13 protein-coding genes are annotated in these 15,855 nt (G+C 64.8%); 5 read left to right on the top strand and 8 right to left on the bottom strand.

Features of this window, described 5'->3' with window-relative positions:
* Positions 1-3: 3 nt before the first annotated feature.
* The 3 genes from ACQCX5_RS08245 to ACQCX5_RS08235 form a co-directional block, all read right to left on the bottom strand.
* Positions 4-762 carry an SDR family NAD(P)-dependent oxidoreductase gene (locus ACQCX5_RS08245; RefSeq protein ID WP_434541550.1) on the bottom strand — a complete coding sequence of 253 codons (759 nt, stop codon included), beginning with the start codon at positions 760-762 and terminating at the stop codon, positions 4-6.
* A gap of 99 nt (positions 763-861) precedes the next feature.
* Entirely contained in the window at positions 862-1,194 is a 333-nt protein-coding gene (locus tag ACQCX5_RS08240; RefSeq protein WP_434541549.1) for an ArsR/SmtB family transcription factor, read from the bottom strand.
* The gene (locus ACQCX5_RS08235; RefSeq protein ID WP_434541548.1) at positions 1,191-1,664 is read right to left on the bottom strand and encodes an SRPBCC family protein; all 474 of its coding nucleotides are present in this window, start codon (positions 1,662-1,664) and stop codon (positions 1,191-1,193) included. Before ACQCX5_RS08235 ends, ACQCX5_RS08240 begins: the two co-directional genes overlap by 4 nt.
* Positions 1,665-2,337: 673 nt before the next feature.
* Here ACQCX5_RS08235 and ACQCX5_RS08230 point away from each other — a divergent pair.
* The gene (locus ACQCX5_RS08230) at positions 2,338-2,733 is read left to right on the top strand and encodes an NUDIX hydrolase (RefSeq protein ID WP_434541547.1); all 396 of its coding nucleotides are present in this window, start codon (positions 2,338-2,340) and stop codon (positions 2,731-2,733) included.
* A 101-nt stretch (positions 2,734-2,834) separates the two neighbouring features.
* Here ACQCX5_RS08230 and ACQCX5_RS08225 read toward each other — a convergent pair whose 3' ends face one another.
* A complete protein-coding gene (locus ACQCX5_RS08225) occupies positions 2,835-3,221 on the bottom strand; it encodes a nuclear transport factor 2 family protein (protein WP_434541546.1) in 387 nt (128 codons plus the stop codon).
* Between the two features lie 111 nt (positions 3,222-3,332).
* Between ACQCX5_RS08225 and ACQCX5_RS08220 the strand changes: the two genes are divergently transcribed.
* A complete protein-coding gene (locus tag ACQCX5_RS08220; protein WP_434541545.1) occupies positions 3,333-3,920 on the top strand; it encodes a hypothetical protein in 588 nt (195 codons plus the stop codon).
* Between the two features lie 427 nt (positions 3,921-4,347).
* Here ACQCX5_RS08220 and ACQCX5_RS08215 read toward each other — a convergent pair whose 3' ends face one another.
* Positions 4,348-4,752: an OsmC family protein gene (locus ACQCX5_RS08215; RefSeq protein WP_434541544.1), complete on the bottom strand. Its 405-nt coding sequence runs from the start codon at positions 4,750-4,752 to the stop codon at positions 4,348-4,350.
* 130 nt (positions 4,753-4,882) lie between these two features.
* On the opposite strand from ACQCX5_RS08215, the gene ACQCX5_RS08210 reads away from it, so the two are divergent.
* Both ACQCX5_RS08210 and ACQCX5_RS08205 read left to right on the top strand, forming a co-directional pair.
* The gene (locus ACQCX5_RS08210; protein ID WP_434541543.1) at positions 4,883-6,979 is read left to right on the top strand and encodes a GmrSD restriction endonuclease domain-containing protein; all 2,097 of its coding nucleotides are present in this window, start codon (positions 4,883-4,885) and stop codon (positions 6,977-6,979) included.
* 302 nt (positions 6,980-7,281) lie between these two features.
* Positions 7,282-8,196, top strand: a complete 915-nt coding sequence (locus ACQCX5_RS08205) for a hypothetical protein (RefSeq protein WP_434541542.1) — start codon at positions 7,282-7,284, stop codon at positions 8,194-8,196.
* 45 nt (positions 8,197-8,241) lie between these two features.
* Here the strand turns inward: ACQCX5_RS08205 and ACQCX5_RS08200 are convergent, their stop codons facing one another.
* From ACQCX5_RS08200 to ACQCX5_RS08190, 3 genes are read right to left on the bottom strand one after another with little or no spacing between them, the layout of a single operon-like run.
* A complete protein-coding gene (locus ACQCX5_RS08200; RefSeq protein ID WP_434541541.1) occupies positions 8,242-11,262 on the bottom strand; it encodes a type I restriction endonuclease subunit R in 3,021 nt (1,006 codons plus the stop codon).
* Between the two features lie 3 nt (positions 11,263-11,265).
* The gene (locus tag ACQCX5_RS08195) at positions 11,266-12,516 is read right to left on the bottom strand and encodes a restriction endonuclease subunit S (RefSeq protein ID WP_434541540.1); all 1,251 of its coding nucleotides are present in this window, start codon (positions 12,514-12,516) and stop codon (positions 11,266-11,268) included.
* A complete protein-coding gene (locus ACQCX5_RS08190) occupies positions 12,513-14,291 on the bottom strand; it encodes a type I restriction-modification system subunit M (RefSeq protein ID WP_434541539.1) in 1,779 nt (592 codons plus the stop codon). Before ACQCX5_RS08190 ends, ACQCX5_RS08195 begins: the two co-directional genes overlap by 4 nt.
* Before the next feature lie 636 nt (positions 14,292-14,927).
* Between ACQCX5_RS08190 and ACQCX5_RS08185 the strand changes: the two genes are divergently transcribed.
* On the top strand, positions 14,928-15,833 hold the full coding sequence (locus ACQCX5_RS08185) for a GIY-YIG nuclease family protein (protein ID WP_434541538.1): 906 nt from the start codon (positions 14,928-14,930) through the stop codon (positions 15,831-15,833).
* Positions 15,834-15,855 lie beyond the last annotated feature (22 nt).

The raw sequence follows: 15,855 nt of genomic DNA, 5'->3' as shown, positions 1-15,855 counted from the left end.
TGGTCAGGCGCCGCGTGCGCCCTTGCCGCCGTCGACAGTCAGCACGGTGCCGGTGGTATAGGACGACGCAGGGCTGACAAGCCAGGCGACTGCGGCGGCGACCTCGTCCGGGTGGCCGAGCCGGCCCAGTGGTGCCGTGCCCGCGATCAGCCGCCGGGTCTCGTCGGGCTGGGCGCTGATCCGTCCCGAATCGATCGAGCCGGGGGCGACGGCGTTGACGCGGATGCCACGGTGGGCGTAGTCGAGCGCGGCCGTGCGGGTGAGCCCGATGACGGCGTGTTTGGCGGCGACGTAGGCGCCCATGCCGGGTGCGCCGGACAGGCCCGCGGTCGAGGCAATGTTCACGATGCAGCCGCCGTCGGGCAGCGCGGCCAGCTCGTGGTGCATCGCCACCAGTACGCCGCGCAGCGTGGTCTGCAGCACCCGGTCGGCCTCGTCGATCGGCAGCTCACCGAGGGGGGTGGGCCGGTGGGCGGTTCCGGCGTTGTTGACGGCAATGTCGAACCCGGCGGCCTGCTCGACGAGTGCCTGCACCGCGTCATCGTCGGTGACATCGGTGGGGACGACGTGGCTGTTCATGCCCGCGGCCGCGAGTGCGGCGTGCAGCTGCTCAAGGCGGTCGCCGTCGCGTGCGGCCAGCACCAGGTCGGCTCCGGCGGTACCGAGGGCGTGCGCGATGGCAGACCCGATGCCGCCGTTCGCGCCAATGATGAGGGCCCTGTGCCCGGCAAGGGTCGTGTGTTGCAGGGATGCATTCGACATGGTTCGAGGCAACCACTGCGGACTGCCTCGGCGCATCTGCCCCTGGGGATAGATCTGTATGTTCCCCAGGGGTAGGCGCGGCGTGGGTGGGGTCGCGTTTCAGAGGCCTTCGGCGATCTGCTTGATGGCGGCCAGGCGGCGATCCCATTCGATGCCGATGGCCTCGAGGCGGCGGGCCGTGGTGCTGAGTTCGGCGCCGACCACCCGGTACTGCACCTCGCGTCCGGACTGGATCGTCTCGACCAGCCCGACTTCATGCAGCACCGCGAGGTGTTTGGCGATGGCCTGCCGGCTCACGGGCAGGCGCCGGGCCAGGGCGGACGCCGAGGCGTCGCCCTCGCCCAGGGCGGTGAGGATGCTCCACCGGGTCTCATCGCCGAGCGCACTGCACATGGCGACCACGGTCCGGTCGAGCAGCGCCTCGCTGCTCATGCGGTCCGCTCGAGCAGGGCGACGAGCTTGTCGAGCTCCCCGTCCCAACCGCCGCGGTGGTCGGCCATCAGTGCGGCAGGGTCGGCGGCGGTCTCGAAGCCGGTCTCGACGACGGTGAGCTGCGTGCCTTCCGGGGTTTCCTCGAGGGTGAAGGTGAAGACCGTCGAGTGTGCATCGTCGACGGTCGCCGGGCCGGTGTCGAGGTCGCTGCACCAGCGGTACGACACGTGCGTCGGGGGGTCGAAGGCCTCGACCCGGATCGGGCCGTGGGCCTGGCCGGGCCAGCCAATGGTGCCGACAGCTCCGGTGCCGCGGCCGGTGAGCTCGACCTGGCCGAACCATTGCGAGATGAGTTCGGGTTCGGTCACGGTGCGCCAGACCTTCTCGAGCGGCGCGTTGATGTGGATCGTGCGGCGCACGCTGAAGGTGTCGGCGTCGATCACCGATTCGGGGTTGCGGGTGGTGGTCATGGTGGTGTCCTCCTGATGGGGATGCAACTCAGTGGTTGCAGACCAGTCTGGCACGCGTTGGCTATGAGTGCAACCCTGTGGTTGCACTCAGTTTCGTCGAGAGGTCACGATCTGCAGAACCTGTCGTCCGGATCTGCAGATGTCGACCTCTCGGTGGAGGTTCGGCTGGCGCGCCCAGCGGCTGTGCAGGGATGGGCTGCGCGTCACGTCGTGTCCCCGCCCAGGTGTCAGTGGCCGCAGGCACAGCGCGAGGTCGTTATCTGCAAATTCAACCGCGTGGGATCTGCAGATAACGACCTCTCGGCGGGTCGATTGTCGGGGGCGTGCGGCGAAATGGGGTTTTCAATCTGTCGGCCGCCGCAATGAGTCGACGCCGACATCAGCGAATCGAGTTTCTGATGCTGGCCCACAGCTGGTGCTCGATCTGGGCTCGGTGGGTGTTGGATGCCTTGTCGGCCTGGGGTTCGAAGTGGTCGTTCAGGGTGGCGCGGACGATGGAATGCGTGGCTCGGCGAATCCATGCAAGAGGGGGGCCGGCGCGTACAGTGGTGCCGTGCGCCAATGGCTGGTGCCAGGCAAAAGTTGGTTGTGTCATGTCATCGACGGTAGGCGTGCTGACGGGTCATTGTCACGCGATTTATTCGTCAGGTGCATGCCCATGGAGGGAGTCGCGATGAAGCGTGTGCTGGCCGCCGGCGCAGTCGTCATCGATGATCTTGGACGCGTGCTGCTCGTCCGGCGCGGCCATCCGCCGCAGCAGGATCGGTGGTCGGTGCCGGGCGGCTCGGTCGAACCCGGCGAGACGCTGGCGCAGGCGGCGGCTCGTGAGGTGCTCGAAGAGACCGGGCTGGTCATCGAGGTCGGACGCGAACTGTGGGCGATCGACCTGGCGGGCGGGCCGGGCCGGGTCTATGAGGTGCACGACTTTGCGGCGACGGTCGTGGGCGGGGTGCTGCTGGCCGGTGATGATGCGGACGACGCCCGCTGGTTCACCCCCGATGAACTCGACGGCCAACCGCTCACCGAGGGTCTCGTCGAGTTCCTCGCCCGGGCAGGTTGGGGCCGCTGAGGGCGGCCGGGCCAGGGCCGGCTCAGAACAACGGCCCGCCGTCCACGGCGTCGTAACGTTTGATGTCGGCAAACTTCGGTGCGGCGGTGCGGTGGTGCGGTTCAGCGGCTGGTGTCGGCCGCGAGTGGGACGTCCCCGGTCTTGGAATAGGCCAGTGCCTCGACGATCTGGCCGTGGCGCACGCGCATCAGGGTGACGCCGCGCACGGACTCGGCGAGCGACTGCCCGAAGTGGAACCGCCACAGGATCGTGGCGCGGTCCCCGTTGATCCAGACCTGTTCGGGGCGGAACAGGGTGGTCGCGTCGCTGCTGAGGGCTTCCCAGAAGGCGAGGCAGTCGGCGCGTCCTTCGGTGCGGGCGCCGTCGGGGGCGGGCTGGATGGCCTCCATGACGCAGTCTTCGGCGACCAGGTCGTGAAGCAGCGCGGGGTCATGGTCGGCGAACGCCTGGTTGAAGTGGTTGATGACGTCGTTGGTGGTGGGTGTCATGGCGGGCTCCTTCGTTCTCGAATCTGGGGGTGGTGCGAAACCAAACTGACGTGTACAGTTTACGTAACTTGGACGGTGATGTTCAAGAAATTTGAGTGAATGAGGTGCGAGATGAGCTCCACGGCAACCAAGGACGAGCGTGCGGCGGCACAGGGCGCCGGGCGTGGGGGCTCGCCGTGGCGGCGCAGCTGGCCAGCGGCGCTGGGGGTGCTCGTCGCGGCGGGCACGGTCTACGGACTCGGCGACGGGCGTGACGTTGCCCCGGTGGTGGCCGCCTCGGGGCTGGTCTACCTGGCTGCAGCGGTGATCGGTCGTGCGATGGCTGCTTGGTGGATGTTCGCGGTCACCTTCGTGGTGGTCGGCGTCGACAAGTTCTTCGGCGTCGAGGGGTTGCCCTGGCTGCTGGGGATGGCAGCCGTGCTGGCGGTCGTCGGGCTGGTGGCACGGCACGACGGGCCGTGGTGGGCGTTCCCGTTGCAGACGGCGGCGATGGTTGTCTGCGGGTCGGTGGCGTGGATCGCGCTGCGTTCGGAGCCCGTCGTCGGTGGGCTGCTGGTGGCGGCGGGTCTGCTGGGCCACGCGGCCTGGGACTTGTGCCACCACCGCTCGGGGCGGGTGGTGGGTCGATCGCTGGCGGAATTCTGTATGGTGCTCGACGTGCTGCTGGCGGCGGCCGTGGTGTGGGTGGTGTGGGTGTGACGCGCGCTGGTTCACCCGTGAGCAGCTCGACGGGTTGCCGGTGACCGAGGGCTTGCTGGGCTACCTCGTCCGCGCGGGCGGGGGTTGTCAGCTCTTGGTTGGGAGGTGACCACAAATCCCCTTGTCAGGACTTGGATGTTGGAGCGCTGGTTCGGTTCTCTGGGGGGCCGGTGCCCGAGCAGCTGGACGGGTCCCTGATGGCGATTCACGCGTCCGGTATAACCTGGCTGGCCACCGACACGAGTGTCCACGGCAGGTAACGGCTTGGCAAAGCTGTCGGGCGGGACGACCGAGCCCGTCAATAGCCCCTGGCGTCCGGACTGACGTGGGCGACATGCCGTGCAGGTGGCCCAGCAATGTGCATCGACCGGTGAGAAACGGCGCGATTCAGGGAGATGTGGCGCAGTCGATGCACGTTGCTGGGTGATCAGGGCGGTGGCGGGGCGACCCGTTCGACGGTGGTGCCGGCGCGCAGGGCCTTCGGGATCTCGGCGACCGCATCGACCAGGGCGACGAGGTCGTTGACGGTGGCGATCGGGGCTGGGCTGTCGACCAGCACCGAGTAGGTGATGCCTGTCGAGTGCCACGTGCTCTCGTCCAGACCCCCGGAGGCGATGACCCGTACGCCGTCGACGGTGATGCCGAGACGGTCGGCCTCGCGGTAGGTGTCGTTGAGGACGCAGGCAGCCGGGGCCAGGAGCAGCAGGTGTCCGCCGGTGAAGGGGGCGTCGACGGTGACGCCTTTGGTGGTCCAGCGGTGGGGGAAGCGGACGGCAGAGTCGGAGGGGCTGGCGAGGGTGCCGGTGGAGATAGTGATGGTGAAGTCGGCCATGGGTTGATGATGGCAGGCGGGTGTGGCGGGGTGAAAAGGCCGGTTGATCTGGTGTTCTCGGCGTGGGCTGTGGCGCAATGCGGTGTACTGGCTGCAGTGAGGCCAACCCATCTGCAGAGAGGTTTGAATCGTGGCGGCAATCTTCAAGACTGTGTCGTGGCAGGTTGATCAGCTTGTCAATGGGGTGAAGACGGGCACCATTCAACTCCCTGACCTGCAGCGGCCCTTCGTGTGGCCGGGAACCAAGGTAAGAGACTTGTTCGACTCGATGTACCGCGGCTACCCGGTTGGTGAGCTGATGTTCTGGGACGTCGCAGCCGAGGGGGAGACCCGCAGCATCGCCGGCCGTGCCGAGCTGGCCGCCAGCCACCAGATCATCGACGGCCAACAGCGGCTCACAAGCCTGTTCGCTGCGATGCAGGGGCATGCAGTGAGGGATGAGGCCTACCGCGAGCGCAAGATCACGATCTCGTTCAACCCATTCAGTGAAAAGTTCGAAGTCAGGACCCCGCTCATTGCCAAGTCGGTGCAGTGGGTGGAGGACATCTCCCAGTGCTTCGACTCGCCGATCCGTGCCCGGAAGGACTTCATCAAGCGCCTCGAAGCGAGCGACAACGAGCTGGTCGAGGATGCTGAAGAACGTATCGAAGAAGTCTTTGCCAAGCTCAGCGAACTAAAGAACTACCAGTTCGATGTCGTCCACATCCAGAAGGAGGCGGACAAGGCGCTGGTGGCGGACGTCTTCGTGCGGATCAACTCTGAGGGTGTGCGGTTGAAGGCGTACGACTACATCCTGACGTGGCTCAGTGTTTTCTGGCCCGAGGGTCGCGAGGCGATCGAGGAGTTCGCCCGCAACTCGCGCATCTCGCCCCAGCGTGCATCGGAGATCAGTCGCAAGCGCGTGAACTGGACGGCGTACAACCCCTACATCGCCGTGGAAACAGGGCACCTGGTGCGGGCGATGGTGGCCGTTGGCCAGCGTCGCGGCCGGCTGCAGGACGCGTACGCTGCGCTGCAGGCCAAGGACCCGACGACAGGCTTCGTGAACTCGGAGCGTCAGGAGTCGGAGTTGGGCAAGCTCAAGGCAGCGCTGCCGATCGTGACTGACAAGGTCAGCTGGACTGAGTACATCCACGCGATCCAGACTGCTGGGTTCCGATCGGCCCAGAACGTCACGTCGAACATGAACATCATCTACAGCTACGTGATCTTCCTGCTGGGACGCACTCGCTACGCGGTCCCACTCGCCGAACTGCGCACCCTCATCGCCCGCTGGTTGTTCATGTCGCAGCTGACCGCGCGTTATACCGGGTCGTCGGAATCGCAGATCCAAAAGGATCTGGACCGACTCGAAGCCGTTGAGCGGGGCGATGCGGAGGGCTTCGTCCGGGTGCTCAACGAGATCATCGGCGGGCAGCTGACGCCGGACTTCTGGCGGTACAGCCTGCCGCAGCACTTCATCACCTCAGGTCCGGGACTGTCGCCCCACTACCAGTGCTACCTCGCATCGCTCAACGTGCTGGACGCCCCGATGTTCATGCTCGACTCCCGCGTGCGCGACTGGATGGACCCGTCGCAGCCGGCGGTCAAGGGCACAGAATTGCATCATCTGTTCCCGCGCGACTACCAGGAGAAGGTGCTGGGCATCACTGACATCAAGCGCATCAACCAGGTCGGCAACTTCGCGCCCACGGACTGGAGCACGAACATCACGATCTCGAACAAAGCCCCCGCGGAGTACTGGCCAAACCTCGTCGCCGCACGTGCCAAGAATGATGAGTGGCTCGCGAACCAGATGTACTTCCATGCCCTGCCGCAGGGATGGGAGCACATGGAGTATGACGAGTTCCTCTCTGCGCGACGGTCGCTCATGGCGGAGGTGACCCGGGACGCATTCATCCAGCTTTCAGGGGGCATCGCGCAGCCGGTAGAGCCATCCGCAGAGGCCCGTGAAACCGTTCAGGAACCGACGCTGGTCGAGCTTGTCGAGAAGGAACTGCTCAGGCCAGGCGACCTGCTCGACCCCGTGGACCCCGAGTGGGTCGTCGACGCCGTGATCAACGACGACGGGGCACTGGTCATTGACGGCACCAAAGTGTTCGACTCGCTGGACGAGGCAGCGCACCACCTGGACGTGACGAACATGACCGGGTTCGCGTTCTGGGCGCTGGAGCGTGGGGACGACTTGATCCCGCTGGCGGAGCTGGTGATGGCGGAAAGGGTGTGAGCGATGTGTTTGCACCCGACGGGGAACCTGAAGCAGATGAGCCGGACACGGTCGTCGTGTCGGCAAGCCTCTCGCAGACGGCATCGTGCTCGGAGGCAGCGCATCACGGTCTCTGAAGGACATCCTCGCGAACCTTCCGGGACCAAATCCCGAAGTTGTAGCGGGGGTTACCGCGGAGGAGTTGTTCGCCTTTCTGCGGCCTAGGGGTCTGGAGTAGCTGAAGGCCGACGTTCATTCAGACTCGCCTGCTTGGTCTCCGCGCTTGTGATTGCCTATCCGTCAGGGTATGGCACACTTTCAACATGGAGACCTACTGGGCCACCGTGGCTGCCGTCGTGCCAGTGCTGGCGCTCGCAGTTATCGTGGAACTTCGATTTGTCGGGCAACGCTGGTACGAGCAGCCGCGGTGGGCTCGCGTGATTCAAGGCTTGCTCTGGGTCGGGTTCATGATTTCCTGCTGGATTGTCGAGGTATGCGTAATGCGGGTCCTGGCTGGGCTCTATCAACCGCAAGGGTGGTTGGTGAGTTCGAGTCTGTTTGTCATATCGTTCGGGATGTCACTTCTGCTCATTGCTCCAGCGATTGAGATTGCTTTCCGAGTCGCCACCCCCGTCATCTCGGCATTGGTGGTGAACCACCTTGGCCGTCGGATCAGATGGCTTATAGTTGAAAGGAGAAATCGACGCATGTTGGAGCGGAGCATTCGTTTGGATGCCGAACGAAGTAGGATCATCGAGAGTAGTCGACAAGGTCTCGAGATCTGTGAATCTGAGTCGATCGAACTTCGCGACACAATCCGTAGGCTTGTTCGCGATCTGGAAGCTGTCGAACCAAATACTGAGGTGTGGCAGAAACTAGATAGGGAATTGACCGAGGCTAGGAGTCGACTGGTTCAGTTTGTGCATTGGGAGCAGGAATTGCGGGCGGCCGTCGCGGCTCTTCCGCCATCGCAAACCAGTGAGATCCAACGACTGCAGAAACTCATCAATGAAACTACTGACGACTTGTCTGCGGATGCGCAGATAATGAAAAGGATGATTCAGTCTCACATTGAGTCGTCGGATTTCGGCTTCAATCCCGTGCTTGCGCGTCGCGCAGGGTTGGAGAGCGCCAAGAAGCGGAGGGTGGGGCTGCGCCACCCGCGTGGAGCGCTTTTGAGGCAGAATCTAGTCCGAGGTGGGCGATCGCGTGGCAGGTATCGATCCCGGCGGCGGTGAGTGATCCGGGTTCGCGCTAGCCTCGCGGTAGATCGACTGAGAGTCTTAGGCTCTTGCATCGAACCTGAACTCCTCATACGTCCCAGCCATGTAGTCCACCATCCACCGCTGGAACTCCGGCTGCCCGAAGAACAGGTCGAACAGCACCTGGTTCTTCCCATGCTGCATCACCACCAACTCCTTCAGCTTTTCCTGCAGCACCAGCTCGTACTGTGACCGGTCGTTGTGTAGCGCCACGGTTTTGAGGTCATCGTCGACCTTCACCGCCGTCCATTGCTGCTCAACCCACACCTTGTCCGTCTCGCCCAGATCCGCCCCGAACTTGTCGTTCATCGCCGCGATCATCGCCGACAGCTTGTCCACCACCGGCTCCGCGGCCTTGCCCACACCGCCACCCGGCAGCGCCTGCCCGGGCTCGTCTGACGCCTCAAGCCCGATCGACCCCTCCGACGTCAGTGCGATCCGCAGGTGCGTCAGCTGTACCTCTTTGCTCAGCTGCGGCAGCGGGTCCGACTCACCAGCGGGCAGCTCCGTCAACAGCGCCCGGCCGTACAAGAACAATTCCTCCAGGTCCGGGTCAGTCCACGGCATCACCTGCGCCACGAACGCATACGCCCGGCAGAAATGCTGCAAGCGCCCCCTGAACTCGTCCTGCGCATCGTCCTCCAGCAGCACGAACCGCCCCACCGCCGGCGTCAGGTTCGCATAGATCACCGGCTGCTGTGCCGGGTCCTCCGACAGCAGCGCCAACGCCCCTGCCCGCACCTCGTCCGGCGCCAGCACCCCCGCCGAGCGCAGGTCGTGCTCCATCGTGTACAGCACATTCGGCTCGGTCGGCATAGCAAAGGACTCCTCATAGAACGGTGCGAACGACTCCCTGATCTCGTCAGCCGAGTTCGCGAAGTCCAGCACGAACGTGTCCGTCTTGCCCGGGTGCGTCCGGTTCAGCCGCGACAACGTCTGCACGGCCTTCACCCCCGACAGCTTCTTGTCCACATACATCGTGTGCAGCAGCGGCTCGTCGAAGCCCGTCTGGTACTTCTCTGCCACCACCAGCACCTGGTAGCCGTCGTTCCGGAATCGTTTCGGCAGCTGCGATTCGGGGAACCCGTTGATCGCCGATTCAGTGAACGCCACCTCGGGAATGTCCGGGTCGGTCACGGCACCCGAGAACGCCACCACCGTCTTCAAGGCCCCAGAACCCGTGTCGTACCCCTTGCGCTTGATGTAGGCGTCCAGCGCCTGCTTCGTCCGCACCGCATGCAGCCGCGACCTGGTCACCACCATCGCCTTGGCCTGGCCGTCGATCTTGTGCGCCGTCTTCTGCCGGAAGTGCTCGACGATCACCTCGGCCTTCTGCTCCAGCTGGTAGGGGTGCAACGAGACGAACCGCGCCAACGCCGCCCGCGCCTTCGATTGCTCCAACTCGGGGTCGTTGCGCAGCTGCGCGTTCGCCAACCGGTAATAGGTCGCGTACGTCGTGTAGTTGGCCAGCACGTCGAGGATGAACCCCTCCTCGATCGCCTGCCGCATCGAATAGGTGTGGAACGGGTGCTTGTTGCCATCAGCTCCGAGCACGCCGAACGTGTCCAAGGTCTTCGGCTTCGGAGTCGCCGTGAACGCGAAGAACGACAGGTTGCGCTGCCTGCCCCGGGCAATCGCGCTCGCGACCAGGGCGTCCTCGGCGTCCGGGGCGTCGTCGACCCCTGCCTCCGCCTTCTCGGCAGCCTCCAACTGGGACTCAGCGTCGCCGCTGCCCAGCACCGTCTTCAGCTTCTTCATCGCGTCGCCGCTGCTCGATGAATGCGCCTCGTCCACTATCACCGCGAAGCTGCGCCCGGCGACCTGCTTGCCCTCACCCTTGGCGGCCTCTTCCGCCGCGAAGGCCGCCACCACCGGGAACTTCTGCAGCGTCGTGATGATGATCCGGGCCGCGTTGCCCTCCAATGCCTGCTTCAGCTGGTTCGAGTGCTGGTCGACCCGCACGATCGTTCCCGGCGTGTGGTCGAGCCCCGCCACCGTCTCTTGCAGCTGCCGGTCGAGCACCTTGCGGTCGGTGATCACCACGACCTTGTCAAAGATCGGACGATCGTCAGCCCCGTGAAGCCGCGACAATGAATGCGCCGTCCAGGCGATGGTGTTCGACTTGCCCGACCCCGCCGAGTGCTGCACCAGCCGGTCGGTGCCAGCACCGTCCTGCCTTGTGGCTTCGACGATCGACCGCACCGCATGCCACTGGTGGAACCTCGGGAACAGCACCTTGTCACCCTCGGCGTGGATGAACGTGTGCAGCAGGTCGAGCCAGGCATCGCGCTGCCACACGTCGCGCCACAGGTAGGCGGTCTGATAGTCGCCCTGCCCATCGGACGACGTGGGCGCCGGGTTGCCCGCGGCTCCGGGGCGACCGGGGCCGGCGGTCCCCTGGTTGAACGGCAGGAAACGGGTGTGCTGCCGGTCGAGGCGGGTGGTCATCATGACCTGGTGCGGGTCGACGGCGAAGTGCACCAGCGTGCGCTTGGCGAAGATCAGGTCGTTGGGGTTGCGGTCGGCGCGGTATTGCGCCATCGCGTGCTCGACGTTCTGGTGGGTGAGCGGGTTCTTCAGCTCGGCAGTCGCGACCGGGATACCGTTGACGACCAGCACCATGTCGAGGGAGTCGGCCGGGTTCGATTCAGAGTGGTGCAGCTGGCGGACGACTCCGAGCCGGTTCGCGGCGTAAAGTTGCTCGAGTTCAGGGGTGAGGGAGTTCGCGGGCCGGAACGCGCACAGCCGGAACGTGACCCCGGAGTCCTTGACGATGTCGCGCAGCACATTGATGGTGCCGCGGCGGTCGATCTCGTCAGTCACCCGCTTCAGGAACTTCTCGCGGGCCTGCGGTTCGGAGCCGTGGCGCGAGACGAGCCTGGCCCATTCCTTGGGCTGTGAGTCGCGGACGAACGCCAGCACCTCATCGGGGAACAGGCCGACGGAGCGCTCATAGCCGGAGGGGGAGAGGGCGTGCCACCCGTGCGCGACGAGGTGGGCCTCAATGTTGGCCTCGAAGGAAGACTCCAGGTGGACGCTCATGCCTCATTCTCCCGGTATTCGGCGGCTGGCGGTGGTGATGTCGAGTTCACCGGTGACGGCGGCGGTGATGAGCGAGGTTTTGTACTCGGTGAGGAGGTCGATGGAGCGCTGGAGCAGCGCCTTTCCCTCCTCTGTGCTGGCTCGCAGTTGCTTCCATCCCTCCATGCGTTCCTGCTGCGTAGCGAGGCTCAGTAGAGGGACCGCCAGACCACGGATGTCGTCTCCACGAATGTTCACCATGGATTGCGACGTGCCCGTCCCTGCCATGGAGAGCGCATCGCGTGTGCGCTTGGACTGCCCGACCAGTGCCACGAAGCCTGGCTCCACATCGCCCGCCAGGGCGAGGCGCATGATCTTGTCGCAGAGGATGAGACGCGGGCGGACGTCCTCGGGCGCGACGGCGAAGGCGCCCACTAGCCTTGGAGTGTTGGCGCGCGTGACAAGAAGGTCTCCTGCCTTTACCTCGTACTCAAGCCGAGGTTCTTCATTAGGAGGTAGAAGTTTGTTCTCCTCTGGCAGGAACATGCCGGCTTTGACGGCGCTCACCTTCAGGACGCCCCATTCTTCCGTGCCTGCTGGTACAGATTCACACTGAGGGCTCCATCCCTGCTCGATCGAATCGATGAACCTACCGAGCGAACTCGTGTGCTCCCAATCCGACTGGGTGAGGATCAGGTCCGCAAGAGAAGCCGGGTCGTCGACCAGTTCGACCTGCTGGCGGCGGGCGGCGATGATCCGGTCGATCCGAGCTACCCGGTCGTCGAGGAAGTCAGCGATCCGCCGCTGCGCCTCGACATCTGGCCAGCTGACACGCATACGGCGCAGGTTGTCAGCGCCGAGGTGTCGAATATTGGCCCCGCTGGCGATGTGCGAAAACTGCCCAGAGCCGTGGCTGTGCCGCGCCCACCAGGCGAGGTACCGGCCATCTGTTCGATCGGTTCGAGGGCGTAGGCGGAGCAGGGTGTTCTGGAAGCACACAACGCCTGCAAGTTGTCCTTGCCAGACGGCCGACGCCCCCACGCTGTCAGCACTGCCGCTCCCTTCTGTGATGAGAACGTCGCCGGGTCGAAGCGCGAAGATCGACTGCTCCTCCGGGGAGAAGTTCATTTCATTGACGTCAGAGAGGTCAAGCGCCCCGTCCACCACGTTGGCTGAGCGCAGGTAGGGAACTACATGGTTGCCCGCATAGTGTTCCGGCGAGCGCTGCCGACCGAGTCGGATCTCTGCGACTTGGTGCAGAGGAACTGTCTTCACAGCCCCAACCCCGCCATCCACTCCTGGATCTGCCCTTCCAGTTCCTTGATCTCCGCGGCGATCTCCTTCACCGGACGCGGCGGCTCATACACGTAGAACTGCCGGGTGAACGGGATCTCCACCCCAAGCTTGGTCTTCTTGTGGTCGATCCAGGCATCCGGCACGTAGGGGTGGATCTCCTCGGCCAGGTGCTTCTCCGCCGCCTCGACGAGCACCTTCGTGCGCCGGGTCTCGGTGAGGTCGAAGAACCCCTCCGGCAGGGGCACGTTCTCCTGGTCGCGCAGGCTTGAATCCGCGACGGGCTTGCCCGCCTTCAGCGCCACCTGCCCGTCCTCGCCGATGGTTGGTCGCTCAACCGTGATTCGCTGGAACCCGAACTCTTCGCGCGTGAGTACCTTCACCCGCGCCTCATCCCTGTCCTCGCCGAGGGCGTCGCCGTAGAGTCGCACGAGCTCGGCTATGGCGTCGTCCGTCAGTTCTTTGCGCTTGTCACCGAGCGATTTGCGCATCTTGGTGCCGGACTCCCTGCCGTCGATCAGGCGCACGAGGCCGCGGGCGTCCGGGCTCTTCTTGTTCGTCAGTACCCACACGTAGGTCGAGATGCCGGTGTTGTAGAACATCTGGTCGGGCAGGGCGACGATGCCTTCGAGCCAGTCGTTCTCGAGGATCCAGCGGCGGATTTCGGACTCGCCCGACCCGGCCTGGCCGGAGAACAGGGGTGAGCCGGACAGGACGATGCCAACACGAGACCCGTTGGGCTTCATCTTCGAGAGCATGTGCTGCAGGAACAGCAGTGAGCCGTCCGAGACGCGCGGCAGGCCGGCGCCGAACCGGCCGTCGAAGCCGAGCTTGGCGTGCTCATCCTTGATGGGGGCGGCGTAGGCCTTCCAGTCGACCCCATAGGGCGGGTTCGCGAGGATGAAGTCGAACTTCTCACCGGCGAACTTGTCGTTGGTCAGGGAGTTGCCGTTAGCCATCTGCTCAGGGGCGATGTCCTGCATCATCAGGTCGGACTGCGCCATGGCCCAGGTTTCGTCGTTGAGTTCCTGGCCGTAGACGCCGACCTTGGCCTCAGGGTTGCGGTGCTTGATCTGGGTCATGGCGCCCATGAGCATGCCTCCGGTGCCGGCGGCGGGGTCGTAGACGGTGCGGACCGGGATGGGGTTCTCGGCGAGTTCGGCATTGGCGCGTCCGGTGAGCAACAGGTCGACCATGAGCGAGATCACTTCGCGGGGCGTGTAGTGCTCACCAGCGGTTTCGTTGCTCATTTCAGAGAACTTGCGGAGCAGTTCTTCGAAGATGTAGCCCATGGCTTCATTGCTGACGGCATCGGGGCGCAGGTCGAGGTCGGCGAAGTCGGACAGGACGCCGTAGAGAATGCCGGCGCGCTCCATGCGGACGAGCTTGTCGTCGAGCTTGTAGGCCTCCATGACGCGGTAGGCGTCGGGGGAGAGGTGGCGGATGTAGCTGGCGAGCTGCTCCTGGAGGTGCTTGTCGTCGTGCAGCATCGTCTCGAGGGTGAGCGGCGAGGTGTTGTAGAACCGCTGCCCGCTGATGGACTTCAAGAGCATGTCGTAGCCCTCGTTGATGTCCTTGACCTTGGCCGCCTCGCGCACGACAGCCTGTTTGGTAGCGGCGAGCACGGCGTCCATGCGCCGCAGGACGAGCAGGGGGAGCATGACCGAGCCGTACTCGTGCTGCTTGAAGGTGCCCCGGAGCTTGTCGGCGACGCGCCAGACGAAGGCGACCTTGTCAGCGAAACCTTGAGGGGCCACGGTTCTCCTTTGGTGCGGCGGGTAGGGCAAACCTAGCGTGCGGCCGTCGAGGGGCTGCATTGGGTCCGTGGGGGGGTGGGAGCTTCGGCCGCTTGGGTGATCCACGAGCCGGAGCCATCGCGAGGAGTTGCTGAAGGGTGATTCGAGCGAAGTCGGATTCGCGGATGCGCGGTTTCGCCCGAATGATCTGTTCTCTCGTTGCGGGACGGTCGAACAAGCGGGTGCGTGATTGGCGCGGAGGTACGGCGGATACCATCACCTGTCATGGGCAAAGGATTCGCGTGTCGTGACTGCACGCTCTGCACCGGCAGCGCTCTCACCGGAATCGGTGGCGCAACCATGCGAAGGACGGCGGACGTCATGACGTTGGGCGTCACCGCCTTGGTGCGAAAGACGTGCAAGGGTTGCGGTCATCCGATGGCTCAGCATCGTGGACAGACCGCAGAAGCTGTGCACGTTGCGTCCCCGCCGCCTGGACAGCCACTTCGTGTTGAGCCCCCTGCGCGCCCGGCGGGGTGGTACGTCGATCCCACAGATTCTCGAGCACTGTGTTGGTGGGACGGGGTGGGCTGGCGACCAGAAACGAAGCATTACCCTCAGCAGCCCGGACCGCCCTCGCGTCGGTAGGTGACCATGATGAGCGGCAAGCAGCTTCGCCTATTCCTGGTGGACGGATCTCCTGGAGGGCTGACGACGGCACAGATCATGAACTGGACGGGGCACGTCCTGTCAGGTCGTCGTTCGGACCTGGGGGACCTACTTGGACGCCCCGAGGCCCAGCGCCCAGGCGTGTACTTGCTGCTCGGCGATGATGAGGGTGCGGTCGGGGGCGTCCGCTGCTACATCGGTGAGGCTGAGGACGTGGCCGACCGCTTGCGCAGTCATCAGCGCAACAAGACGTTTTGGGATCGGATGGTCGTGATCACTTCGACCGACGAGAACCTGACGAAGGGGCATATCCGGTACTTGGAATCGCGCCTCATAGAGCTGGCCGCCAAGGCTTCGCGTGTCGAACTCGAGAATGGTACGCAGCCCCCACGAGCGCCGCTCCCCGAAGCGGACCGCTCTGATATGGACTACTTCGTTGACCAGCTGCACGTCATTTTGCCCGTGTTGGGCGTCAATGCCATCCGTGTCCGGGACCAGGTCCCTGGCCCCCTGCGAGTGGCGGCGGATCAGATGTCGCCGGTGTTCCTGCTGACCCAGACGAAGCTCGGGGTCGACGCCCGTGCGCAACAGGTTGACGGAGAGTTCATCATGCTGACGGATTCGAAGGTCGTCGCGAGTGTGCGGCAGAGCATGCGGTATTCCCCTAGCACGGCGAGGGCCTACGCGTCGTACCAGGCCCTGCACGAGAAGCTCGTTGCCAACGGCACCATCCGTGTTGAGGAGGGTGTAGGTCGACTGACTCGGGACACCGTTTTCAGCTCGCCTTCCACGGCTGGGGCGATCGCGCTCGGAAGATCATGCAATGGTCGTGCGGCGTGGATCTCTGCTGAGGGTGAAACCTTCGGAGCTTGGGAGAGCCGAGGCGTGGAGTAGGGGTCAACCCGCCCCACAATGG

Source organism: Aestuariimicrobium sp. G57 (assembly GCF_050110855.1).
In the GTDB taxonomy this organism is placed as follows: domain Bacteria; phylum Actinomycetota; class Actinomycetes; order Propionibacteriales; family Propionibacteriaceae; genus Aestuariimicrobium.
This window is presented reverse-complemented; position numbering and strand designations above follow the sequence as displayed.